Here is a 20,379-nt window from a genome sequence, read left to right as displayed (position 1 = left end):
CCATGATCACTCTTGATGGAATTGAACTCCCAGATGAATTGCTCTGGGAGGATGAATTTTCGTGGGCGCCTGCCGCCCAGATCATCACACCAACCTTAACCGGGGTGCCGTTTATCGAAGATTCTGCGGCACCAGGTTGCCGGCCCATGACGCTGATCCATGACAACAAGGCTTGGGTAACCAGGGCCCAGCTCCGGCAACTGAAAAACAAAGAGACTGCGTTGGGTGGGTCGATGGTTCTGGCCATGCATGACGGCAGCCACTACCGAGTGGGTTGGCGACGTGACCCTCGTGGCATCGATGCCACGCCGATTGTTAATTATGCCGATCCGACTGACTCGGACTTTTACACCATCACATTGCGCTTCACCATTCTGGAGACTCTTCAATGACAACTGGCATCTTAGAGGGAGATATCAAGCTGCTAGCCTCTGCTCGTTTAGCCGATACCGATGATGGTGGTGGGCGGATGACGGGTATTGAAGTGGCCACTGGCCAGCACAATACCGTAGTGCCGGATATTAGCGACATTGACCGGGCCTATGGTCGGGTGAACCTGCGGGAGCTGTTCCTGGCGGTAGAGACCGATAACACCGATGTCTACTACGGCTCTCATATCATCGTCAGCCAGCCGCCTGCTGACCCCAATGTATCCATCACCCTGTTTGCTACTGGGGGGCATTTTGATGAGCGGGTAGTTGCTCAGGATCTGGTGGAGAGCTACTTGGCCAGGGGGCCTCGCTGGCAGGGGTATCTCTACGATACCCAGCTTAAAGGGCAACGGGCTATCCGGTTATTTCAGCGCCGCCAGCAGCGTCTCCCAGAGGTCGGTGAGGTGTTTTTTCTGGTCGGAGATGAAGGTAAGGTCACCGAGTTCTCACAGCCTGTGCGGATCACGGGCGTGAGTTCAGAAGAGCGCACATTTTTAATTGCGGGCTCATCCCAGGAGTTTGTTCGAACCGTAGTGACTGCGGAAATCTCTACTCAGCTGCAGTTCACCTTTGCTGGGAACCTGCCAACCCCGTATGACGACCAGCCACAAGCCACGGGATTCCGCGAGTCAGTCGTTGCAGATGCAGCTCAGTATTACGGCACGGTGCCATTGAAAGTTGCTGCGCAGTTCGGCTCTATGCAGTTGCAGGCTGAGACGATATTCACCCAGCTGGTTCCATCCAGCCGAATCGAAACCCCGGTGATTGACCTGACTGCTGGAGGGCAGAGCAGCACCCTGACGCCGTCAGGTAATGGCGTGGTCACGTTGACCACCAATGTCTCTATTGCGGCTAATCGATCGTTCTACCTGGGCACCGGGGCCCAGCCAGGGACAGTCACTCTGAAAATTGGCGCGGCCACGATTAAAGACTCCGGGGGGGAGCTGCTGCTGGGCGGCACCGTGGTGGGGAGCATTGCGTATGCGCGTGGCAAGCTGACGTTTAATGGCCAGTGTCCAGACTACGGCGTGGCCAGCAAGACCATTATGTTCTCACCGGCCGGCAGTGTGACTCGGGTCAGTGACACCATGAGTTTGGCCGTCAAGGAAAACACCCGGGGATATGCCTACACCGCCACGCTCAAGCCGATCCCCGATCCTGGCTCCCTGATCATCTCTTACCTATCCCAGGGTAAATGGTACGACTTGCGTGACAACGGCAAGGGTGAGCTCCTGGGGGCCGATGCGGCATATGGCTCTGGCACGTTGTCCTTTACCACTGGCTCCTTGATGGTGACTCTCGGTGCGCTGCCCGACACAGGGTCAGCCATTCTGTTTTCCTGGGGCAGCCCAACGACCAGCTTTAACCGGGCCAATACCCCGGTTGGGAAGGTTGGGGTGCGGGGCGTTATCGGCACTGAAGTCGAGTTCAATGCACGGGCATGGGGCTACCAGAACATATCATCAGCGGGTTAAGAGGTAACCATGACTATTCAACAAGGCTCGATTGTCCCAGGCAGCGTCAAGGTAAGCTGGCTGTCTGGTGATACCCCCAATGTGGCCCAGGCCGATGCGGTTGGCATATTCACTGGAGACGGCACTGGTAGCGTGGATCACAACACCGGATCGTTCTCGATGGACCCAGTACTGTTGCCAGCCATTGGCACCAACCTGACTTATGAGTGGGTCAAACAGGGAACGAAACAGGAGCTGTCACCTGCTGCGCTTTCACTATCACAAGCCGGAAATAGTGTGTCTGGGGTGATCCCTGGGGCTCCGCTCTATCCTGGCCAGGCGGCATTCACGCTGCAGCTTGATGTAGGGGCTGGTGTTGAAGTGCTCTATCCATACTCTCTGACCGTTTATGATGATGGTGCTGGCCATCTGTATCAAAACCAGGGTAGCGGCCGCGTCACCCTGGGTGCCATTAACTACCAAACCGGTGCCTTTCAAATATCCGCCCCGAGCTCGGCACTGTTCATGGTTAAGGTCTATGGCTATCGTCAGTCTCAGAGCACCCTGTTTGAAAAAGTCTGGTCATGGCTGCGCACAGAGCAGCAGTCGCACCCGGCTACCCTCCGGGCGCCTGGTATTCAGTCATGTCGCTATTTGCCAACCAGCAGCCCATCCAATTGCTCTAAAACCTACCCATTGACGGCGCTGACTCTGGATTTCACACCAAACAGCCGAGAGATACTGGTCTCCGGCTCGGTGCGTTTGCGGTTCGGTGGCAGAACCTATGTTGATCGAGAGGGCCTGCTTTACTCGAACGTAGACCCGGTGACCGGATCAGGCGAGCAGTCGGGTAGCATCGACTATCAAAATGGTGTGGTCAGTATTACCCGCTGGGATGTCGGTGCTGCGAATGGCCAGGTAGTCGTTGAGTCGCTGCTGACTAGCGTGGATGAGCACACGGTTTCATCAGTAGCCTTTCGCACCCCTGGCGCCCCAGTTCGGCCCGGGTCTCTGTATATCCGCTGTTTCGATAAAGATGGCGTGGCCCATGATGTTACCGCTCCATCGGATGGACGGATCAATTCGGATATTTTCGAGGGGACGGTGGACTATGAGACGGGGGTTGTATTACTGCGGTTCGGCAGACTGGCGAAAGCCGCTGAAAACCTGGATGCAGAGTGGTATGACCAAAACTTGGTCGATGCGAATGGCAATATCTGGAAGCCAATCCAGATAAAGGCCGACAGCCTGCGGTTTAACTGCGTCACCTATTCCTATCTGCCCCTCGATGCAAACATCATCAAGCTGGACCCCGTGCGACTGCCAACGGATGGCCGGGTGCCCATCATGCGTAAGGGGGGCATCTTAGTCATCCACAGCACAAAGCGATCCCCGTTCCCAGATGGCGTGATGGCTGGCCAGCAACTGGATGTTGGCCGCACACGACTGGCTAAGTGCTGGGTAGAAGACAGCACAGGTAAAAAGTTGGCTGACAGCTTGTTCAGCGTGGATCTTGATCACGGCATTGTCACGCTCGCCACCCCATTGCTGTTGAGCGGCTATAGCCAGCCGCTGGTTGCAGTCCATCGAGTAGAGGACATGGCCCTGATGACTGATGTGGAGATCAGCGGCCGCATTACGATTTCCAAGCCGCTATCCCATGACTATGACCCAGCATCAACCTACGTCAGCTCAGCCCTGATCATTGATGACCTCTGGTCACGGGTCAGCACTGTCTTTGACCAGGCGACATGGACCGGGCAATGGGCTGACTCAGTGCTGGGAGGAGGGCTGGTTGCCGAGTTCAACCATACCGACTACCCCATCACGGTGACGAACCGCGGGGCTATGCAAGAGCGCTACGCCATCATCTTCACCAGCTCTACCACGTTCAAGGTCATCGGCGAACACCTTGGGCAAATCGCTATTGGTGATATCAACAGCGTCTGCGCCCCCAGTAACCCCAACCATGCCGGGATCCCATTATTCAGCATCAACCCAATGGCATGGGGTAGCGGCTGGGCGGCTGGCAACGTCTTGCGGTTTAACGTCCACGGCGCCAACGCCCCGTTCTGGCTGGCCCGGACCATTCTGCAATCTGAAGCAGCAGTGAATAGCGATGAGTTTGCGATTCAGCTGCGCGGCAACGTGAATAAGGATTAAATGATGTCGTATCCAGTTAAGTGGTTCAGCAGTGAAATGGAAGGGGCTCCTAACATGGGGCAGGCCGTGGCAGTCAACCAGTTGATCCCCGTGCTCAAGGCCTTTCTGGTCACCGGGTTCGGGCTCAAGACCGCGGATAGCATGACCTATGACCCAGTCACGCAGCAGGCGCTTATCACTATTTCATCCGGGCATAAGTACCTGGTTGATTCTGTTGTTACGGTGTCTGGGGCCAATGAGGCTGGGTACCCCGGTGAGCACCGCGTTACCTGGGTCAGTGCCACGCAGCTCAAGGTCGAAATGCCGACCGCTCCAACTGTCAATACGGCGACTGGAACAATCACAGTTAAAGTCGCACCGCTCGGTTGGCAGGTTCTGGCCGAGGATGCCACAAATAACCGCATCATTTTTTCGAGCACAGACCCTGCGGCCAACGGACTGGCGTTACTCGTAGATAACGGGGAATGGACAGATAACGGGGCCTGGAATAGCGGGCTGACATCTGGAAATTACGGGATCCGTGCTAAATGCAGCGTTGTCAAAAACGTGGTGGACATTAATAACTACACAATAGAAATTGCGCAGTTCCCATGGCCAGCCAGCCACAAATTCGCAGCCAGCACATGGTATGCAGTGGGGGACTCGCGGTTGATCTATTTTCTGCCTAAATACGCTGCCTGGGGTCAGAGGGGGGCCATGATATTCGGGGACGGCGTGTCTTTTCGCGCTGGAGACAAATTCATGACTATGCTGACTCATATTGCGACATGGGGCAGTGGTAACTCTGATTCGCAATGGAATAGCACAACTGACGGATATGGACGGTACAACTCCGTTTTTAAATTGACAACAACGAACCAAAAAATAATGGCACGGGACTATCACCAACTGCCGGGCCCGATCAGTTGGCGCCTTGTTGGGCTGTCACATCAGACTAGGTTGGGCGCTGGTAGTTCGTACCCCAACCCAAGCGATAACGGGATCTATGTTCAGAGTGATCCACCTCTTGTCTTCGCTAAAGAGTCTGATATCCGTGGTTATATGCCAGGGGTGCGAAATATGCTGAACGGGGCATCTGCAATGGATGGTTCCGTCCTGAAAAACTTGCCTAACATGCCAGGGAAGTCGTTGCTATGCATACTGTGTGCAAATGACGAAACGCCATCTAGTACATCGCAGTCAGTGCAGTGTTTTGACATTACGGGGCCCTGGCGATGAGCTTATATACTGACATATTGGCATCAGGTCCCTTGGCGTACTGGCCCTTATATCGGTCAGTGGAGGACGCATCCGGCAACAACAGACCGCTAACGGCATCAGGCATCCCCAGATGGGGTGGGTTGCTTACTGGAGAGCGGTATCCTGCTGCGCTACTGATCAGCGACATGGATGCAGCGCATGTTAAAACCCCCAATACAGCTCTGCCAGGGGCTGTAGCCGTAGAGGGGTTTTTTAAGCTCCACACAGAGGGTTCCTGGAGAGCCGTTATAGGGCTAAATCAGCCACTTTCCGGTGCTGTAGGGCGGTACATCATTGTCTACTGGTCTGGTCTGGGATTTTTTTTAGCAAACAACGGCGTCAACATGCCAGCACTGCCCATCTCAGTAGACTCGCTGATGGGCAGCACACATCACTATGTCGTGCAGTACGAGGAGTCCACGGGCACTACCCGGGTCTACATAGATGGGGATGTAGTGCCTGAGTGGGACGTTACAGGTAACGTATTCACCGCGCAGCCGTCAGCGTACTTGATGCCGGGCGGGTATCTGTACAGCGGGGCTAGCAATACAAACTCGGTAACGGCACATGTAGCTGTATACACTCGCCCACTTTCTCAGGAAGAGATAACGAGCCGTCAGGCCTATAGAGACGAACTTCCTCCTACCCCGGCTTGCGTTACCGCTGCCATAGCGTGGGCAAACTCTGAAACCCGCGAGCAGGCATGGCCGGGCGAGATAGCCACAAAGACCGTGGCGTCACGGCCTCCGGCATTGCTATGGCGAGCAACTGAGCAAGCCATTCCTGCAGATGCCAAGCTGACCCTTGGTTTTATCCGGGGGACGATAACCTCTCGCGCAGAGGCGGTTGCTGGACGGCGAGTCGTTTGTTTTGGCCCCAGCCTGGATCCGGTAGCAGAGACGGTCAGTGCTGCCGATGGTTCCTATCGGTTTGATCTGTTGTGGCAGGGTAGGGAGTACCTGATCATGGCAATGGATAACCCAGCATATCAGTACAACCCAGCAGCCGCTGACAGGCGTAAGCCAGAGGTCTACTCATGAAAACACCTATACCAGTCCGCAATGCTGTACTGGCTGTTTATGCTGCGCGATTGGATGCGGCGCTATCTCCTGGAGTCATGAGAATTTATACCGGGGCGGCCCCGGCAGATGCTGGGGCGGTAACAACTCAACAACTATTAGTGGCTCTTCCCCTGCATGACCCGTGCTATAGCGCGATTGAGTTTGGCAGCATGGTATTGGCCTCCATTCCTGAGCAGATGGTCACCAGTTCTGGAACTGTAGGCTGGGCCAGGCTAGTTGATGGTGATGGCAATACTGTTGGTGACCTGACTGTTGGCATAAAAGATCAGCCGACAATTGGCACTCGCTATGAAATTGAGCTGCCAACCCTGGAGCTGATTGCAGGGGCTTACTTGCGCATCACTGGGGCCACTATTCACGGGGCATAAGATGGCTGAGCCGACCGATCTGGAGTTATGGCTATCGAGGTCGGCGACGCCAGGCCCGGTAGATTTGGACCTGGGCGCCAGTCTGAATGATGTGCTGGTTCGTGGAACCTTGACAGCTCAGCTGCAGGCATCATTGGCCGCGGTAGCTGCGGACGTTGTTATTCCCGCCTCGCTGGCCGCGCAGGATAATCCGTCTGGACGCATATCTGGCACTGTCGTTATCGAAGGATGCATGTCTGGTCACGCTCCCCAGCCAGTTGCCAGTGCCCGTGGTGATATGGTCATTACTGCTGAGGTGACTGTTGAGACAGGAGAAGCCGCTTGGTTGGCTGGTGGTAGTTACGACATCAATGTCTACCGCGATCCTGCAGGCTGCGGGGGGAGTCGCTGGCTACGAACGGCGGCCAGGCAGGCCCCAGAGAGTGCCCCGATCATTTGGGATGCAGGTATCCGCACCAACCCGGTGAAAATTTCAGGTTGGCAGGTCCCTGCAGGGATAGAACGCCAGGCGATCGGGAGCTTCTCTAGCCTGCCACGCAGTGATCGCGCCAGAGTAGAGCGAACAGCAGAGGCCGCTGAACTCATAAATGGTGGATGGTGGCCATGGCGCTCACTACCTAGAGCTCATCGGGCTCGCACTGAGCTCCATGCTGAGGCGCCGCCCGTTGGATCTGGCTCAGTCCTTCCATTCTTCCCGCGGCTTCCAAGGCGGCACCGCCAGCGGCAGGAGTCATGGCAGGTTCCGGCCATAGTTAGCATGTCGCTATTGCGTCAGCGCATCGTTAAGGGGCGCTGGCTGGAGATTGATAACCATAGCCTATTTGAGCAGGCAATCAGGCCTGGCCCTGGCCGGCACGATATTCCTGTACCGCCGCTCCCGCCGTTAGCTACACCAGTAAATCTTGACCTGCGGGTGCTACATTGGCTGATGCCAGATCTGGATTTTGACCCTGGTCGAGCAGCTATCATCATCCCAACCAGGAGGTATTACATCGTGATCAACTCGGCACAGCTAATAAGGGCCCGGGATGGTCTAGATATTCCTGCCTCATCTGTCAGCCTTGAGGTTGATAGAGACTCAACCAGCTGGCAGTTTTCAGCAACGGTGCCAAGCGTCCGGCTGGCCGAGCTCATGGAGGGGGAGGAGGCCATCATCGAGGTTAATGGCCATAGTTGGCGGTGTGTAGTTGATGGCTGGAGTGATAACCGATCATTCAATCAGTCATCGGCAACCATTACTGGCCGAAGTCTGAGTGCAAAACTATCGAGCTCTTTGGCGTTGACTCGTAGCCATGCGGCTGCATCGCCTGCCATGCTCCAGCAATTAGCGCAGGCAGAACTGGGCGAGCAGTGGGTGTTGCAGTGGGATGCTGCAGATTGGCTTATACCCGGGGGGATCTGGAGCTATCAAAATCAGGCCCCACTGGATGCTATCAAGACACTGGCTGAGGCGGCAGGCGGGTTTGTTTTGCCGGACATGGCCAGCCACAAGCTGCGGGTGCTGCCACGCTATAAAAATGTCCCGTGGGATATCACTGAGGCTGATATCCAGATCCCGGAGGCCATCATGTTGGCAATGGGTCGGCAACGGAATAACCGTGTTGCACCGAATGGGGTGTGGGTGACTGGCGGTAACGCGGGGATAACTGCCTTCATCCGCAGAGATGGAACGGCAGGGAATATTCTGGTTGATGATGTTACCAACCCGCTGATCACCCATGCTATCGGCGCCAGAGCCTTGGGAGCTCGGGTGATCATTTCCGCCATGCCTAGCTCAGTGGATAGTCTTGAGCTCCCGCTATCAGATGACACAGGCCTGATCCTCCCAGGGCAAACCATTGCGCTGCCCAGCGGATATGGTTACAGCCATGGGGTAAAAATCACGGCTGGCCGTGACAGCGACTACAAGCTGAAGGTCAGGCAAGCCATCGAAGTTGAGCGTGTTTTGCTGGAGGCATGATGAATCTGTTCAAAGAGTTCAGAGCCCTGTTACCCCAAGACCCTAGGGGGGTAGGGAAGGTTGTATCCATCGATTCAAGCGCCGGGTCATCAACCCTGCAGACACTATCTGGGGGGCATCTGGTCGTTGTTGGTGTAGGTGTCGACGTAGGTCGCATGGCCTATCACCGGGCAGGCCGCATCGAGGGCGAGGCACCAGACCTGCCGATAGTTGAGATAACCATCTAGCCATACCAGACCATCTATGACCGCCGAAAGGCGGTTTTTTTATGCCAAGGAGAAAGCAATGGGGAATCCCACGCTCACGAATACAAAGCTGCCTGCCGGTCAGTGGGTCAACCTTTACACAGCCATCAGCACGGCAAAGGGTAGTGCTGTTGCCGTTGGCACAGCAATCGGGATCCGGCACCTGACGACAGGAACCCTGCAGCTGTGTGTCAGCGCAGTTGCCCCGACAGATAGCGGCGCGTATGAACCGCTAGGCCCTGGGGAGTACGCAGAGAATGAACCTGGTGATGTCGGTTTCTTTGCTATGTCGCCGTTTCGTGATGCGACAGTCAATCTGAGGGAGGTGTAGTCATGATACTCAAAGGAGCAAAGCTGCTGACACGCCTCAAACCCAAAACGCTGGCTGGCCTACCCTCGGCGGTAGGTTTGAGAACGGGTACCTCATTTGCGGTTACAGACTATGGCGGCAACATAGCCACTGCCGTCAACGGCGTCTGGCGGTTCGAGTTTCCGTTTCGGACTACCTGGGCTGGCAGGCCTCCAGTTGGTCTTGTGCCTGCTGGCACTGAGCTACAGGCTACAGACTACGCAAACCAGAAGTGGATCTGCGATGGGACGTACTGGCGGCCAGCGCAGGGGCGGGTGACTATCGAGCAGCAGTGGGGAGACTACGCCAGTCCATTGGCCGTCCTGTCTGCGACAACTGCAGCCCAGTTCACTATACCGGGCGGAAATCCATTGATCCCAGCGGGGATGATAATCCCTCATTCGTCACTCAGGGTTTTTGTAACAGCTAAAAAAGTAGGCGCAACCGCAACTGCCAGCCTGCAGTGCCGAGTAGGTACCGCAAATAACATGACAGATTCTCTTTTCGGTGCTGTCACACCGTCATCTACTGCAACCGGATTAGATATTCAACTAGCGTCAGCGGCGAGATTCAGGGGGTTGGTGGGACGACTTGCAGCGTTGCAATATGCTGGGGACGGTCTATCCACTGGGACAGTCGGTCCAGGTAACGATTTTACAGCAAACATTAACACGTCTGCGGATATGCGAGTGTCATTCTCGATGAACGCGGGTAACGTTGCCGACACATATAACCTGATCGGCTATAACGTTTGGTTGGAGGCTTAACATGTTCATCACCCCCGTAATCACTGCCGAAGACGGCTCTATCAGCGCATCCGAGCCTGCCCCGGCAGAGGCAATTTGCACCATCACCACCCCGGACGGCTGCTTCGTCTACATGCCCGGCGACGAAGCGCTACTTGCCTCCCGCCTGGCGGCGCAAGAGCAGCAGTAACCACATCAATCCATGACCCGCTTCGGCGGGTTTTACCCGAGTTTTACCCATCTTTTACCCATCTTTTACCCACTGGGAATGGCAGAAACAAAAAAGCCTCACTAAAAAGTGAGGCTTTTCCGAGGGTTGTATGGTCGGCGCGAGAGGATTTGAACCTCCGACCCCTGACACCCCATGACAGTGCGCTACCTGGCTGCGCTACGCGCCGAGAGTGGAGTGACACTGCGCTAGGCAATCTCACTCAACGGGAGCAGAGTCTAGGGGGCGGCCCCTTGCCTGTCAACCACTTAAATTGCGACTTTGGTGCGTTCGCCGATTATCTGTGCAATCAACGGTTGAACATTACTCTGGCGCCTAATTTGTCGGCAAATAGTTGGCCATTCTGGTAGGCAATGTGGCCATTGACCAGGGTGGTGTGAATGCGGCTTGGGAAGGTATGGCCTTCGAACGGAGACCAGCCACACTGGTAGAGCAGGCTCTCCTTGGTCACAGGGGTGGGCTGGTCCAGATCCAGCAGCACCAGATCGGCAAAGTAGCCCTCGCGCAGATAGCCGCGATCCAGGATTTGATAACGTTCTGCGACGGCATGAGAGGTGCGTTTGACTATAGTGGTCAGATCCAGTTCGCCATTGTGATAGTGCTCGAACAAGGAGAGCAGGGCGTGCTGACACAGGGGGAGGCCGGAGGGAGCTTGGAAATAGGGCTGCTGTTTTTCGTCCCACGAGTGAGGGGCATGGTCGGTGGCAATGATGTCGATGACACCGCTCTTGACCGCCGCCAGCAGGGCTGCGCGGTCGGAGGCCAGTTTCACCGCTGGATTGCACTTGATCTGGTGGCCCAGTCGATCGTAATCCGCTTGGGCGAAGTAGAGGTGGTGGACACAGGCTTCGGCGGTGATCTGCTTGGTGCGCAGTTCACTCAGATCCTGGCTGGCGGTGAACAGCTCCAGCTCCTTGGCTGTGGTGATATGCAGTACATGTAGCTTGGCACCATGCTTGCGCGCCAGCGCTACGGCGAGCGAGGAGCTGGCATAACAGGCCTCGCTACTGCGGATCAGGGCATGCTCTCGGGCGGGCACCTCGTCACCAAAGCGGGCGCGTGCCGCCTGCTCCAGCGTCTGGATCATGGGGGTGTTCTCGCAATGGGTGGCGATCAGCATGGGGCTTTCGCGGAAGATAGCGGCCAGGGTGTCGCTGTTGTCTACCAACATGTTGCCAGTCGAGGCCCCCATGAAGACCTTGATGCCACAGGTTTGATTGGCATCTAGCCGTTTAATCTCTTCGAGGTTATCGTTGGTGGCACCAAAGTAGAAGCTGTAATTGGCCAGACTGCGCTCGCTGGCCAGTTGAAACTTGGCTTCCAGGGCTTCCCGCGTGGTGGTTTGTGGGTTGGTGTTGGGCATCTCCATGAAACTGGTGGTGCCGCCAGCCACGGCGGCCCGGGATTCACTGGCGAGAGTGCCCTTGTGGGTCAATCCTGGCTCCCGGAAGTGGACTTGGTCATCAATCATGCCCGGGATCAGGTAACGCCCTTCGGCATCGAGCACTCGAGTATTGCCAGTAGCGCTCAGCTCTTTGGCAATCGTCTCGATGCGTCCATCGCGGATCAGAAGATCGGCGGCAAAGATGGTATCTTCGTTGACCAGCGTGGCATTTTTGATGAGCAAGTTGTTCATTTGGTGATGGTTCCTTCATAACGGTTGCCGCCTATAATACCCAAACCACCCTATCTAGCCGAGGGCCAGTAAAAGAATGAAACTGTTTGTACGCGACTTGACCGTAATTGATGCCTCCTACCTCTGCACCCAGCGGGGCATGGTGGGCGAGAGCTGGTTGGTCGATATCGAGCTATCCGGTGAGCTCAACGAGATGAGCATGTTGCTCGATTTTGCCCGGGTGAAAAAGAGTCTCAAGGCCATCATAGATGGCGAGGTGGATCATCGACTCTTGGTGCCGCTGCTGACTCCCCTTACCCGAGTGGTTGAGAGTTCAGCAGGCTATCACTATGTCGACTTCCTACGACCCGAGCGCAGCATTCATCTGCATGCCCCTTCTCAGGCCTTTTGTTTCATCCCCGCCACTGAGGTGACTCCGACAACTGTTACGGAGTATTTGCATGGCATCATCCGTGACCGCTTGCCGCAAAATATTGCCGGGCTCAGCATCACGTTGCGCCCCGAGGCGATCCCGACCGCCTTTTACCACTACAGTCATGGCTTGAAGAAGCACGATGGTAATTGCCAGCGGATTGCCCATGGTCACCGCTCCATGCTTGAACTCTGGGTCGATGGTGTGCGCGATGGATTGCTGGAGCAGCAATGGGCCGAGCGTTGGGCGGACATCTATTTAGGCTCTCAAGAGGATAACGTGGTGTTGTCTGCATTGCGCTTGAGTTCGATGGCTCAGGGGCAGTTAGGTGAGCAGCACTATGGTTTCTCTTACCAGGCCCCTCAGGGGCAGTTTTATCTGGCTATTCCCAAGAGTGAGTGCGAGCTCATAGATACCGATACGACGGTGGAGCTATTGGCGGATTACATAGCGCGTTGTCTCAAGCCTGAGTTAGCGGGGCGCTCGCTGCGCGTGGTGGCTTATGAAGGGGTTGGGAAGGGTGCTATTGCCGAGAGTTGACCGCTTTGTCGGGTGTCGCACACAGGCGGTCAGGCATAAAGAAGGGGAGCCAATGGCTCCCCTTCTTTATGATCAGAACATTGCCTCAGAGTTGGAAACGGTTAACCAGCTGTTGTTGTTGCAGGGCTAACTCATCAAGCACATGGCTGGTGTTAGCCACTTCCTGGATCCCTTCGTAGTTGGAGTCGGAAATCTCGGAGATGCGGTTGATGTTGGCGGCGATTTCGGCGCTAGTGGCTTGTTGCTCCTCGGCGGCCGCTGCAATCTGGCTCGACATGTCGCTGATGGCGGTGACTATGGCCTGAATCTCTTCCATGGCACCGTTGGCATTGGAGCTTTGCTGCACACTGGACTCCATCTCGCCACTACACTCATGCATGACGCGAACGGCGCGCTGTACGGCTTGTTGCAGCCCTTCGATCATGTTGCGAATTTCGGCTGTGGAGTCGGCCGTGCGACGGGCCAGGGTGCGAACTTCATCGGCTACGACCGCAAAGCCTCGACCATGATCGCCGGCTCGAGCGGCTTCAATGGCGGCGTTGAGGGCCAGCAGGTTGGTTTGTTCGGCTATGCTGCGGATCACATCGAGAATGTTGCCGATGTTGCCACTCATATTATTGACTTCCCCAATCACCTTGCCGGTTTCATTGAGTTTGTTGGCCAACTGGTGGGTGGTGGAGATATTGGTTGCCATTATGCTGCGTCCGGCCTCGGAGGCCTTTTCGACGGCTAACACCTGATCCAGTGTTTGGGTAGCCGCTTGCGCCACTTCGCGTACCGAGGCTTCCATCTCGGTCATGGCGGCGGCCACGCTGGCGGTTTCCTGACGTTGCAGTTCCAGCTCTTTGCGTGAGCGTTCGGCTGTGGTGCGATTATCGTGGGCGGCATGGTTGAGTTGGCTGGCGGCCAGAGAGAGTTTTTTCAGAACATCACCCATCTGCTCCACCAGGATGTTGACTTGAGAGCCTAGCTGACCAAATTCATTGCTGCTCTGGTAGCGCACCCGGCTAGTCATATCGCCCTGGGTTACCGCATTTAACACGCTCATCAGTTGGCGCAAGGGAGTTCGGATGCTCTTGGCTAGCTGCAGGGCTATGGTGATGGCAAACACGATGGCCATCAGCACACTGCCCAGCAGTTGCATCCGTCCTGTTGCCAACGTGTTGTTGGCATTGTCGATATTCTGCTCCATCAACGTTTGGGCGGCTTGCTGTACCTTGGCCAATTGCGCCTGTACGTCGCTAACCTGCTGGTTGGCATCTTTGGCCTTCTTCTCCAGCTCCCCTTGTTGGGTTACCAGTTGCAAGTAACGGGAGAGCAAACCTTTCTCGCCTGTAGTGTTGAGCAGGAAGCTTTTGATATAGAGGCCCGCGTTATTTTCCAGGTTAGGGTCTTCCATCTTGAGATCGGCGATGGCTTTGTTCAGGTCAGCGATCAAGTTGCGGTTGCGAGTGAGGGTGGCACTGATGGTGCTAGGCTTGCTTTGGTTCAGGGCATCCAGCGTGCTGACTTCGATGGGGGACTGTTTGATCAGTACGCTGCGAAACAGCCCCTGCACATAGCTGTCATCGGTCTTGGCTTGCATCTCTTCCAGAGTGCTCTTGTACAGGGGCAGGAAGGTCTGGAACTCACTCTTGGCTTTGTTGGTCTGGGCCAGCAGGGCTAGCACCTGAGCCTTCTTGGTGGCGAGGCCATCGGTATCTTGCAGGTAGCCGGAAGAGGACTTTTCCAGCGGGGCAACATAGGCAGTGAGCAGGGTCTGGTGCTTGGCCTGCTTTTTGAATTCGGCAATGGCTTGTTTGAAGAGGATGCGTGAAGTTTCTAGCTCCTTGGCTAAGCCATCCAGTGCTACGGGATCCTTTTCGGAGAGCACATCGGTCAAGCGTTTATTGGTGGAGAGCAGGCTCACTTCGAGCTTGTTAGCCAATAGGACTATGGGTGAGGCTTCTTCGGTGACTGAGGTCAGGGCATTGTTGAGTTCATTCTGATTGGCATAGTTAAAATAGGAGCCTCCGATCAACACGCCGATGAGTACGGCAAAGCCAAGATAGACCCGGTGAAGGATGGAGAGGTCGGATAATTTGATTTTCATTGTTAGTCCCGCCATGTTGACTGCTGCTCCAAGGAAAGCATAACGTCTGGTAACTGATGTATCATCGGTAAAAATGGCTCAATAATTAAGTAATTATTAATCTTGGCCCGATAAAGCCTGAGCTGTATCACAGTTGCCATTTACTATAGCTAGTTGGTGGTAATACACAGCGTGTATGCATAATAAATATAGACAATTAAAGGAGTTGCCCATGTCAGCAGAGACCATTTTCAGCAAAATCATCCGCCAGGAGATCCCTGCCCAGCTTCTGTACCAAGATGAGTTGGTGAGTGCTTTTCGCGATATTGCCCCCAAGGCACCGACTCACATTCTGATCGTCCCAAATCGACTGATCCCGACCGTCAATGATGTGACCGACGCCGATGAATTGGCGCTGGGGCGACTCTTCACGGTAGCGCGCAAGTTGGCGCAGGAGGAGGGGATCGCCGAGAATGGCTATCGTCTGGTGGTCAATTGCAACCGTGACGGCGGCCAGGAAGTTTATCACTTACATATGCATTTGCTAGGAGGCCGTCCATTAGGGGGCTTGCTTGCCGAATAATGAGCCTGCCTCCTCTAGCCCGTTGCCGCTTTGCGGCGGTCATGGTGTTGAGTGTTACGCTTGCTGGTTGCGTGGGTATGACGATGACCGACTTGTTTGTCACCTACAGCCAGCGAATGCAGCCAGTCAGGTTGCAGTTACAGTTGGCTCACTGGCAAGAAGCATTGGCTCAAATCCCCGACTCCACTCCGGCGGATAACAACTATCTGCTGGATCGACTGGAGCAAGGGCGCATCGCCTTCTTGAGCCAGAATTGGGCCGCCAGCCAGAAGGCATTGGATCTGGCGGTTCAGCAACAGGCCTGGCTCGATGCCCAGGCCGAGTACCGACTGAGTCGAGGGCTGCAGCAGGCGGGGGCTTTGCTCAGTAATGATCAGGCCATCGGCTATGTGGCTCCAGACTATGAGCAGGCGTTGTTGCATCATTATCAAGCCCTGAACTATCTGTTTCAGAATAAGACCCAGGATGCCTTGGTCGAGATCCGGCTGGCCAATCAGGTGCAGGAGAAAGCACTGGTTCGACGTGATAGTGAGTTGCAGCAAGCCAGAGAGGAGGCGCAGGTACAAGGCTTGGGTGACGCTCTGGCGTTGGCCGAACGAGGGCTGCCTGAAATGACCGGCCCTGAAGGAGCGTTTAAGGGGAAGGTCCAAAGTGGCTATACCTTCTATCTCTCGGCTCTGCTCTATGAGGCAACCGGTGGATTAAATGACGCCTATGTGGATTACCGCCGTGCTTTTGAACTGACCCCGGATAGCCTGGTGTTGCAAAAAGATTTGTTACGGATCACGGCGCGGATGGGCTTGCAGGCGCAGCATGCTGCCTATGCCAAGCAGTTTGCCATGCCGACATCCCCTTCGACGGGGCGAGCGGCAAACGCCAAGTCAGGCCAGATTGTGCTGCTGTTAGAGCAGGGGTTGTTGACCCCCATGTCGGAGTTTTTCCTGCCGTTACCCATAGCAACCTCGCAAGGAGAGTTTCGTACCTTTACTCTGGCGTTACCTTGGTATAGTGGCCCACCAGCGCAATTTTTGCCTCTGGGGCTGGTGGTGGATGGTGAGCATCAACAGACTCACGCCTTGATGTCCATGCACGCCTTGGCCGCCCATTCGCTCCAGGAGCGACTGCCTGGTGTGTTGACGCGGCAGTTGCTACGGTTGGCCGCCAAGGAGAGCGTGCGACGGGAGGCGGCCAAGGGGGGAGGTGATCTGGGTAATATCTTGGTGGGTATCTATAACACGCTTTCCGAGCACGCAGATACCCGAGCCTGGTCGACGTTGCCGCAGAGTGTTGGCGTGTGGCGAGCCGAGGTGGCGCCAGGTCAACATGCGTTGGCGTTAGGTTCGGGTTCGCCTGTTCAGTTGAGCGTACCCGTCACGGCGGGCCAGATCACTCTGGTGTGGGTACAGCAACAGGGGGCGAACGTCACGACTGTGATAAAACCGTTATCGTGAGCTTGTTCTTCGACAAATTATTCGCAAGGTGGGAACCAATGATCAGGATCTGCTGTCTTTTCTTAACGTTAGCCATCTTGAGTGCTTGTGCCTCAACCAGCGGTATCGCCTTGCAAGGGGGGGAGACAGCTCAGTCTAGCCTACAGGTAGACAATGAGGGCATGGCTCGCCGGGTGACGCTCTCCTTGCAGCAACAGGTTCGCAAGCAGGATAGGTTACAGCTGGCAGTGAATATGAAGAGCCATATTGCCTACGATCAGACCCTGCAATATAGGGTGGACTGGTTTGATGAGACGGGTATGCCCGTGGAGCCAGATAGTGGCCATTGGCAGCCTCTGGTGTTACATGGAGGAGAGCAGAAGGTGATCCAGGCGGTGGCCCTGTTACCCTCTGCGACCACCTTCCGTTTTTCCCTCCGTGATGTGGTAAAGGATTAAGTAACCATGAAGATGAAGAGATATTCGCTGTTAGCCATGGTCATGACCGCCTTGTTGGCCTCCGGTTGTTCGACCGAGGTGACCTATGGTGATGCCAAGGAGACCGAGACCGTGACTGTGGATTACGGTTCAACTGATCTGCAGACCCTATCGAATAAGATGGTGCAATCCCTCATCGACAGTTCGGCTAGCAGTGAGATTGGCGCCAAAGGCCGCCCCGTACTGTTTGTTGACTCGATCCGCAATAAAAGCTCCGAGCACATAGATACCGAAGCGTTGACCGATACCATGCGCACCCAATTGCTGCGGTCGGGTAAGTATCGCTTCGTGGATATGAGCAAGGTACAGAGTGTCAAGGAGCAGTTGGAGTATCAGCAGCAGAGTGGCATGGTGGATCCTGCCGCCATGGTGCGATTGGGTAAGCAGACCGGTGCCCAATACATGCTCTACGGCAATTTGGCCAGCATAGTGAAGGATAATGGCAAGGTGAAGGATGTCTTCTATCAGCTAACCATGAACTTGATGGATCTGCAAAGTGGCGAATTAGTGTGGGCCGATCAGCAGGAGATCCGTAAACAAAGTACGAAAAAGACGCTGGGATGGTAAAGGGGCTACCTGCACCCTTTCAGGCGGGGGTTCCTATCCCACTGAATGAGGGATTAACCAATCAGGCGTTTCGCCTTGAGTTACCTGGTGATACCTGTTTCCTACGGGTTGGCACGCCTTATAGCGTCCGCTTGGGGATAGATCGTCACCGGGAGTTACAGTTGCTGCGTCTGGCGACCGAGCAGGGGCTATCGCCGGCCATCCGTTTTGCGGATACCGAGCAGAACCTGCTGATTTGCGACTGGGTTATCGGTGGGCCGCAAACGGTGACCGAGTGGCAGTCACCGCCAGGTTTGGCTCAACTTGGACGTTTACTCGGCACCATACACGCCATGACGGTTCCGGCTTTTACGTTGGATTTGGTCGCGCATCTGCGCTTTTACCTGGCACGGATCTGCCATCGGGACCCGCGGCTGACCCGATGGTTTGCGGCGGCTGTGCAGCGCTTACAGGCATTGCCACCGGTACGGCAGGTGTTTTGTCATAACGATCTCCATCCGGGCAACCTGCTTGGGGAGCGCCCTTGGGTCGTGGATTGGGAATATGCGGCGGTGGGAGATCCTGGCTTTGAACTGGCCGGTGTGGTGCGGAATTTTTGTTTGAACAGTGCACAAACTGCAACTTTGTTGCAGCACTATCAGGCGGCTGGGGGTGAGTGCTCTCAGGCGCGGATAGCGGCCATGTTGCCGATTGTCGATTTAACGACGGCCCTGTGGGCCAATGTCTATTGGGAAGCGAGCAATCAGCCGTATCATCATGAGTTGTTCGTGCAACAACTCAATCGGTTGACGGTTTTAGCAGGAGAGCAATCATGAAACGTTGGCGCTGGTCGTGGCTCTGCTTGTTGATCCCTCTGCTGTTGAGTGGTTGTGCCGTACGGCTGCTCTATAACTGGCTGGATTGGGCCATTGCCTGGAAAATGGATGACTACTTCTCCTTGAGTCGCCAGCAATCTCGGCTGCTAGATCAGGAAGTCCAGACGTTGCTGCAGTGGCACCGTCAGGCCGCCTTACCTCGCTATGTCGCGGCCTTGCGCGCCTTGAGTTTCGATCTGCGTCGTCCCATGAGTGAAAGCGAAGTGGAACATCACATGCAGGTGTTCGAGGGGTTGCTGCGCGAGTTAGCCGAAGGATTGCGGCAACCCGCTAATCACTTTGCTGCCACCTTGAGTGACGAGCAGGTGGCCAGTTTCATGGTTGAGCGCCGAGAAAAGCAGCAGAAGCTGCGTGAGGAGTGGAGTAAGGAGGGAGCCACCGAGGTTCACAAGGACTTTGTGCGGAAGCTGGAGAAGAACATGCGTGATTGGCTGGGTGAAGTTGACCCAGTTCAGCAGCCGCTGATCCAGACCTGGGCCGATTGGCAGCAGCGTTATTATCCCAATTGGTTGGATTACCAAGATGTCTGGTTACTCTCGTTGGATAAGACCCTGCAGGCGCGTGGAACTCCGGCCTTTGAACCCGAGATGGTTCAGGTGCTGGTCAAGGGGCGCGATCTGGGTAATGGGCGTTTTGCCCAGTATGTGGATGAATCACGGCGCCTTTCCATTCAGTGGTTTAGTAAGCTCTCCGCCTCGCTGACTGAGGATCAACGCAGCTATCTGCGGGGAAAACTCAGTGAGTTGGCTTCAGATCTGGAGGCGTTAACCCGACGCTGAGTTAGGCGAGGATCCGCGGTGGCAGTCGCGAACTGCGGGATTATTCGGTGCTCGCGTTTGCTCATGCGCGGTTCCCATGCTAGTTATGAGGGGATAATGCGTAGCGTAATGCATTGATGTCATAGGTACTGATGTCACACTGTGATGTGACAGTACCGGGACTATGAGGAGTGAGGGAACAGAATGATCATTTACTTACACGGTTTTGATGCCACCAGTCCGGGTAACCATGAGAAGGTGTTGCAACTGCAGTTTATCGACGATGATATCCGCTTTGTGCATTACAGCACAGTGCATCCGCGACACGACATGAGTCATCTGCTTAAAGAGGTCCACAAGCAGTTGGCCATGAGCAATGATCCCAACCCGCTCATCTGTGGCGTGGGCCTGGGGGCTTACTGGAGCGAGCGGATTGGCTTTCTCTGCGGTATCAAACAGGTGATGTTCAATCCTAACCTGCACCCTGAGATCAACATGGTGGGCAAGATTGAACGCCCCGAAGAGTACACAGATATCACTACCAAATGTGTAACCGAATTTCGTAAAAAAAATGCAGGAAAATGTTTTTGCATCCTTTCTGTTCACGACGAAGTGATAGATAATGAGGAAACAGCCCGCGAGCTGAAAGATTATTACAACATCGTTTGGGATGAGCGCGAGACGCATAAGTTCAAAAATATCTCGGCCCATCTGCAGGCGATCAAGGCTTTCAAGCTTGCCTGA

The 20,379-nt window shown here is 55.3% G+C and carries 18 protein-coding genes and 1 tRNA gene; 16 read left to right on the top strand and 3 right to left on the bottom strand.

Annotation, left to right across the window (positions count from 1 at the left end):
* Positions 1–2: 2 nt before the first annotated feature.
* The 8 genes from ACZYTD_RS10005 to ACZYTD_RS09970 all read left to right on the top strand — a co-directional run bounded on the left by ACZYTD_RS10005 (position 3) and on the right by ACZYTD_RS09970 (position 10,227).
* Positions 3–392, top strand: coding sequence for a hypothetical protein (locus ACZYTD_RS10005; RefSeq protein WP_463891704.1), 390 nt, complete (start codon positions 3–5; stop codon positions 390–392).
* Positions 389–1,906, top strand: a complete 1,518-nt coding sequence (locus ACZYTD_RS10000; RefSeq protein WP_463891702.1) for a hypothetical protein — start codon at positions 389–391, stop codon at positions 1,904–1,906. Before ACZYTD_RS10005 ends, ACZYTD_RS10000 begins: the two co-directional genes overlap by 4 nt.
* Before the next feature lie 9 nt (positions 1,907–1,915).
* Positions 1,916–4,048, top strand: coding sequence for a hypothetical protein (locus ACZYTD_RS09995; RefSeq protein WP_463891700.1), 2,133 nt, complete (start codon positions 1,916–1,918; stop codon positions 4,046–4,048).
* Between the two features lie 3 nt (positions 4,049–4,051).
* Positions 4,052–5,266: a hypothetical protein gene (locus ACZYTD_RS09990; protein ID WP_463891698.1), complete on the top strand. Its 1,215-nt coding sequence runs from the start codon at positions 4,052–4,054 to the stop codon at positions 5,264–5,266.
* 167 nt (positions 5,267–5,433) lie between these two features.
* Positions 5,434–6,327 (top strand): LamG-like jellyroll fold domain-containing protein, encoded by an 894-nt coding sequence (locus ACZYTD_RS09985; protein WP_463891697.1) that lies wholly within the window; start codon positions 5,434–5,436, stop codon positions 6,325–6,327.
* On the top strand, positions 6,324–6,737 hold the full coding sequence (locus ACZYTD_RS09980; protein WP_463891695.1) for a hypothetical protein: 414 nt from the start codon (positions 6,324–6,326) through the stop codon (positions 6,735–6,737). The genes ACZYTD_RS09985 and ACZYTD_RS09980 overlap by 4 nt, the downstream gene beginning before the upstream one ends.
* Positions 6,738–8,049: 1,312 nt before the next feature.
* Positions 8,050–8,697 carry a hypothetical protein gene (locus tag ACZYTD_RS09975; protein ID WP_463891693.1) on the top strand — a complete coding sequence of 216 codons (648 nt, stop codon included), beginning with the start codon at positions 8,050–8,052 and terminating at the stop codon, positions 8,695–8,697.
* 1,362 nt (positions 8,698–10,059) lie between these two features.
* Positions 10,060–10,227, top strand: a complete 168-nt coding sequence (locus ACZYTD_RS09970) for a hypothetical protein (RefSeq protein ID WP_463891691.1) — start codon at positions 10,060–10,062, stop codon at positions 10,225–10,227.
* Between the two features lie 131 nt (positions 10,228–10,358).
* Here ACZYTD_RS09970 and ACZYTD_RS09965 read toward each other — a convergent pair.
* Positions 10,359–10,435 (bottom strand) — tRNA-Pro (locus ACZYTD_RS09965).
* Positions 10,436–10,555: 120 nt separating this feature from the next.
* The gene (locus ACZYTD_RS09960; protein WP_463891689.1) at positions 10,556–11,902 is read right to left on the bottom strand and encodes a dihydroorotase; all 1,347 of its coding nucleotides are present in this window, start codon (positions 11,900–11,902) and stop codon (positions 10,556–10,558) included.
* Positions 11,903–11,978: 76 nt separating this feature from the next.
* Between ACZYTD_RS09960 and ACZYTD_RS09955 the strand changes: the two genes are divergently transcribed.
* Entirely contained in the window at positions 11,979–12,854 is an 876-nt protein-coding gene (locus ACZYTD_RS09955; protein ID WP_463891687.1) for a 6-carboxytetrahydropterin synthase, read from the top strand.
* An 85-nt stretch (positions 12,855–12,939) separates the two neighbouring features.
* On the opposite strand, the gene ACZYTD_RS09950 is transcribed toward ACZYTD_RS09955, so the two are convergent.
* Positions 12,940–14,946: a methyl-accepting chemotaxis protein gene (locus ACZYTD_RS09950; protein ID WP_463891686.1), complete on the bottom strand. Its 2,007-nt coding sequence runs from the start codon at positions 14,944–14,946 to the stop codon at positions 12,940–12,942.
* 211 nt (positions 14,947–15,157) lie between these two features.
* On the opposite strand from ACZYTD_RS09950, the gene ACZYTD_RS09945 reads away from it, so the two are divergent.
* The 7 genes from ACZYTD_RS09945 (at position 15,158) to ycfP (ending at position 20,379) form a co-directional block, all read left to right on the top strand.
* A complete protein-coding gene (locus tag ACZYTD_RS09945; RefSeq protein ID WP_463891684.1) occupies positions 15,158–15,508 on the top strand; it encodes an HIT domain-containing protein in 351 nt (116 codons plus the stop codon).
* A complete protein-coding gene (locus ACZYTD_RS09940; RefSeq protein WP_463891683.1) occupies positions 15,508–16,959 on the top strand; it encodes a COG3014 family protein in 1,452 nt (483 codons plus the stop codon). Before ACZYTD_RS09945 ends, ACZYTD_RS09940 begins: the two co-directional genes overlap by 1 nt.
* A 38-nt stretch (positions 16,960–16,997) precedes the next feature.
* Positions 16,998–17,396, top strand: a complete 399-nt coding sequence (locus ACZYTD_RS09935; protein ID WP_463891681.1) for a YcfL family putative periplasmic lipoprotein — start codon at positions 16,998–17,000, stop codon at positions 17,394–17,396.
* 12 nt (positions 17,397–17,408) lie between these two features.
* On the top strand, positions 17,409–18,002 hold the full coding sequence (gene lpoB, locus ACZYTD_RS09930) for a penicillin-binding protein activator LpoB (protein WP_463891821.1): 594 nt from the start codon (positions 17,409–17,411) through the stop codon (positions 18,000–18,002).
* The gene (locus ACZYTD_RS09925) at positions 17,996–18,817 is read left to right on the top strand and encodes a phosphotransferase (RefSeq protein ID WP_463891680.1); all 822 of its coding nucleotides are present in this window, start codon (positions 17,996–17,998) and stop codon (positions 18,815–18,817) included. Before lpoB ends, ACZYTD_RS09925 begins: the two co-directional genes overlap by 7 nt.
* Positions 18,814–19,656 (top strand): DUF6279 family lipoprotein, encoded by an 843-nt coding sequence (locus tag ACZYTD_RS09920; protein ID WP_463891678.1) that lies wholly within the window; start codon positions 18,814–18,816, stop codon positions 19,654–19,656. The genes ACZYTD_RS09925 and ACZYTD_RS09920 overlap by 4 nt, the downstream gene beginning before the upstream one ends.
* Positions 19,657–19,839: 183 nt before the next feature.
* Positions 19,840–20,379, top strand: a complete 540-nt coding sequence (ycfP, locus tag ACZYTD_RS09915) for an alpha/beta hydrolase YcfP (protein ID WP_463891677.1) — start codon at positions 19,840–19,842, stop codon at positions 20,377–20,379.

The sequence above is a fragment of the Pseudaeromonas sp. HNCC25DJ180 genome, from assembly GCF_055413345.1.
The sequence above is the reverse complement of the archived record's forward strand: the minus strand, read 5'-3'. Positions and strand labels throughout refer to the sequence as shown.